The organism is Gilvimarinus sp. 1_MG-2023 (assembly GCF_030548285.1).
The window spans coordinates 1-251 of sequence record NZ_JAUOSC010001372.1 but is presented as its reverse complement, the minus strand read 5'-3'; the positions used below and the strand labels follow the sequence as shown (position 1 = coordinate 251).

The 251-nt window shown below is 56.2% G+C and carries 1 protein-coding gene; it reads left to right on the top strand.

The window, feature by feature from the left end:
- Positions 1-251, top strand: a 251-nt coding sequence (locus Q4563_RS21325; protein ID WP_303605947.1) for a proline dehydrogenase family protein, incomplete at both ends; no start/stop codon positions are given.

The window sequence follows — 251 nt, the reverse complement described above, 5'->3', positions numbered from 1 at the left end:
ATATGGGATTCAATATTGATGCGGAAGAAGCTGATCGGCTGGATCTGTCGCTGGATGTGATTGTCGCAGTGCTGGAAGATCCGCAACTGGCCGGTTGGGATGGCTTTGGGGTTGTCGTACAGGCGTTCGGCCAGAGAGCGCCGCATGTGATTGATTTCCTCTATGCCCAGGCGCAACGGCTGAACCGGCGCATCATGGTGCGATTGGTGAAAGGCGCCTATTGGGATGCCGAAATCAAACGGGCCCAGACC